The sequence below is a fragment of the Oleiagrimonas sp. genome, assembly GCF_027858935.1.
In the GTDB taxonomy this organism is placed as follows: Bacteria; Pseudomonadota; Gammaproteobacteria; order Xanthomonadales; family Rhodanobacteraceae; genus Oleiagrimonas.
The window spans coordinates 1-3,169 of sequence record NZ_JAQIBU010000153.1 but is presented as its reverse complement, the minus strand read 5'-3'; the positions used below and the strand labels follow the sequence as shown (position 1 = coordinate 3,169).

Genomic DNA, 3,169 nt, shown 5'->3' with positions numbered 1-3,169 from the left:
ACGCGCAAAGGTCCGCGCATCGAGGTGCTACTCCTGCTCAGCGCGCTATCGGCATTCGCCACATGGCTGGTGGGGATGGCCTGCGAGTCAAGCGGCATCGATCAATGGCTGGCGCCGTTTCGGTCGAAGCGCAGGCTCTACTCGGTCATGCGCCTGGGTCGCGAAGCATTGGTGCGACGATGGTTGAACGTGCCACTCAGTCAACTCATCGAAAAGATCCGACATCCAGCACCAACGCTACTTGATCAGCAGTAATTCAAATCCCGGTTACACAAAATTCTGCACACCCTCCACGTTCGGCAGTCGACCCGGCGCATCTCGAACGCCAGCCAGACCCGCAGGTCGCGGATCTGTAGGAGCTTACGGTCCTACCAGTCGGACTGCGTGCGGCCACAGCACCCGCAGACTGTTTTTTCCCTCCGCCGAACGAGCGACCACGCGCGGGCCCTGTGGACCCTGATCGTGCTCAGCGAATGGCTCGATTGGGCCGAGCAACATGCCACGCAAGACTCCGTACAATCCGATGAAGCTTCATACGACTCGATACAGACAAGTTGACGTTGGGGATTGATCCGTTCGTAGAAACCAATTCAAGCCGCCCTGCGGCTTGGACGAGTCGGCGTCTTTCGAAACTAAGCTCCATTCGACAGAAATATATAGGTATGCCTCGAGGGTTCTACCCCGTTTCCACGAAGAACCTTTTGTTTTGCCTTTTTGCGCAAGGCGTGGTGTTCATGGCGCGTCCACGGGCAGCAGGCCCGCGGCGAGCAGCCGCTCGCGCAGGGGATCCAGCCATGCACCGTAGCGTGCGCTGCGCGCGGTGTCTCGTTGCAGCGGCTGGCGCACCTGGGTCGAACTGAACGTTTTGACGACGCGGCGGGTGCGATGGAAATCCAGGCAGGCCGGCTCGAACGGCAGTTCGCAGAATGCGAGCAGACCCCGGATCTGGCCCTCGGTGTCGCGCTGCAGCGCCTCGTAGCGATTCTCGAAGTAACGTTCAGGGAAGTTCCGCTGCCACAGCGTGTCCAGGCGCCGATACCCCGCGTAGTAGGCCACCATGTCGTCCAGGTCGTAGGTGAAGTTTCCGCCGACATGGAACAACTGCCGGTAACAGGAGAAACAGGTTTCCAGTGGATCGCGGCTGGCATTGATCACCCGGGCACCGGGCAGCATGGCCAGCGCTGCACCAACGAAGGCCCAGTTGTTCGGGGTCTTGTCGGTAAACCGCAGATGCGCCTGGCTCAGGTGCCGGGTCCGCTTGAGGTAGGCCTCGCCCAGCCGCTGCCAGTCCGCAGACGTGGCCTCCGGAACCCAGTGCGGGAAGGCCTGCTCCCGACGGGCGGATTCCTCGTCAAGCAGGTCCGGCAGCACCATCAATTCGCCGCCGCCTGCAACCTGCGAGTGGGAGGCAAGGATCTGCTCGGTCAGCGTCGATCCGGGACGGGGCACGTGCACCACGAAGATCACTTCCCGGCCCAGCGCGGGGTCGGCAGCACCAGGCACGGGTTCGGCAAAGGCGCGTGCGATGGTGTCGACCCGTTCGCGTTCTTCCTCACGGCTCCAGTAAAGGTTCCGGCGCTTCCACGCGTTGGCATCGCGCACGACAGCGTAGGCCGCCGCGTAGTCGACCTGGTCTTCCAGGGCCTTGGCAAGAGTGAAGCCCAGCGAAATGCGCAGGCCGTCGGGCATGCCGGGACGCTTCAGCAGGGACTGCAGTTGGCGCACGTCCCCGGGCCCCAGCCGTTCCGTCTTCAGGTTGCCCAGGGCCACCCACGCCTCCGCGTGGTCGGGGTACATGCGCAGGATTTCGCGCAACTGGACAGCGGCGGCTGCGGTCTCGCCCAGCATCACCAGAACGTAGGCCAGTTTGGTTCGTGCCTTGGCGTGGGACGGTTGCATTTCGATGGTGTGTTGGAAGGCGTCGCGGGCCGGCGGCAACCGGTCGACGGCCTGCAGCGCCACGCCGAGGTTGCACCAGGCTTCCGCATCGCTTGGCGCCAGCGCGCAAGCGCGTTCGAGGTGCTCCAAGCCCGCCTCGCCCGCTCCCGTCTCGACCAGGGCACTGCCCAGGGTCATGTGGATCGCAGGGTCGTCCGGTGCCGATTCAAGGGCTGCGCGCAGGTACCCGACGGCCTGATCGCGCTTGCCGCCCATGAGGGCGGCGATCCCCATTAACCGGTTCGCCTCGGCATGGTCCGGGGCATGTTCCAGCACGCGCGCCAGCACCTGCATGGCGATCTCCGGCCGTCCTTGCCCGAGCGCGCCGCCGGCTTCTCGCAACTGTCGGGCCATGTCCGGTAGGGTGTCGGCCGGTCTGCCCGGGTCGGAAGCAATGCTCATGCGGGTGTGCCCTCGTCCATCATGCGGACGATTATAGAGGGCGAACGAACCCGGGCCTAGGTAGCGCTCTAAAGTGAGCGGATGGAATTGGTGTGCATGTCCGGATGACAAGACTGAGCGTGTACAAAGGACCTCGCAAAGATTTCCGTACCGACGTCCGTACAACGACAAAGACCACCTCTAGGGATGGCCTAAGTCATTGTAAATATTGGTGCGCCCGGCGGGATTCGAACCCACGACCCCTGCCTTCGGAGGGCAGTACTCTATCCAGCTGAGCTACGAGCGCGTATTGCAGGCATTGTAACGGAGCCGGGCCGCTGCGCCTACGGTCTGCCGGTTGTGCGAGGGCTCGCCTGTCGTCCTGGCTCGTGTAAACCGCCGCTGGATGCTGGATCGGATTGTCGGCTTGCATGAGCCTTCGTGAAAGCACCAAACACACCCGCTACTGGACCATGAACCCTAAGCCGGTCGGGCACTGATCGTGCACGAACGCCCCTTGGGCATCGCGACGCCACATGGTTTGGCGAGGGCCTGGCACCATTGCGATCCTGACGAGAGTGCGCGCGTTCGCAGGCAGGACGCACAGCGACCTTGATCCAGGGACCACAAAGACAAAGGGCCGCCGCCGCAGCGGAGACCCTTTGCCAGCAGCCTTTTTACAGGCCGTTAGGCGCGCTCAGTGGATCGCCTTGAGCGTGTGCTTGAGCGGCGACAGGACCTGCGAGAGATAGTCCGGACGCCCCTTGATGCGCTCCAGGTGCGGATACTGCAGGCCACCGTGGTAGTCGATATCAAGGGTCCGGTACTCGTTGAAGTCCTTCACCAGCAG

General features: G+C 63.3%; 1 protein-coding gene, 1 tRNA gene and 1 pseudogene. 1 reads left to right on the top strand and 2 read right to left on the bottom strand.

Annotated elements, in window-relative coordinates:
* Positions 1-255 (top strand): annotated as a pseudogene (locus tag PF446_RS05645) (IS4 family transposase); the annotation flags it as partial.
* Positions 256-732: 477 nt separating this feature from the next.
* Here PF446_RS05645 and PF446_RS05640 read toward each other — a convergent pair.
* Together PF446_RS05640 and PF446_RS05635 are read right to left on the bottom strand one after the other, a co-directional pair.
* A complete protein-coding gene (locus PF446_RS05640) occupies positions 733-2,340 on the bottom strand; it encodes a tetratricopeptide repeat-containing sulfotransferase family protein (RefSeq protein ID WP_298070265.1) in 1,608 nt (535 codons plus the stop codon).
* 209 nt (positions 2,341-2,549) lie between these two features.
* Positions 2,550-2,626 (bottom strand) — tRNA-Arg (locus tag PF446_RS05635).
* Between the last annotated feature and the right edge of the window lie 543 nt (positions 2,627-3,169).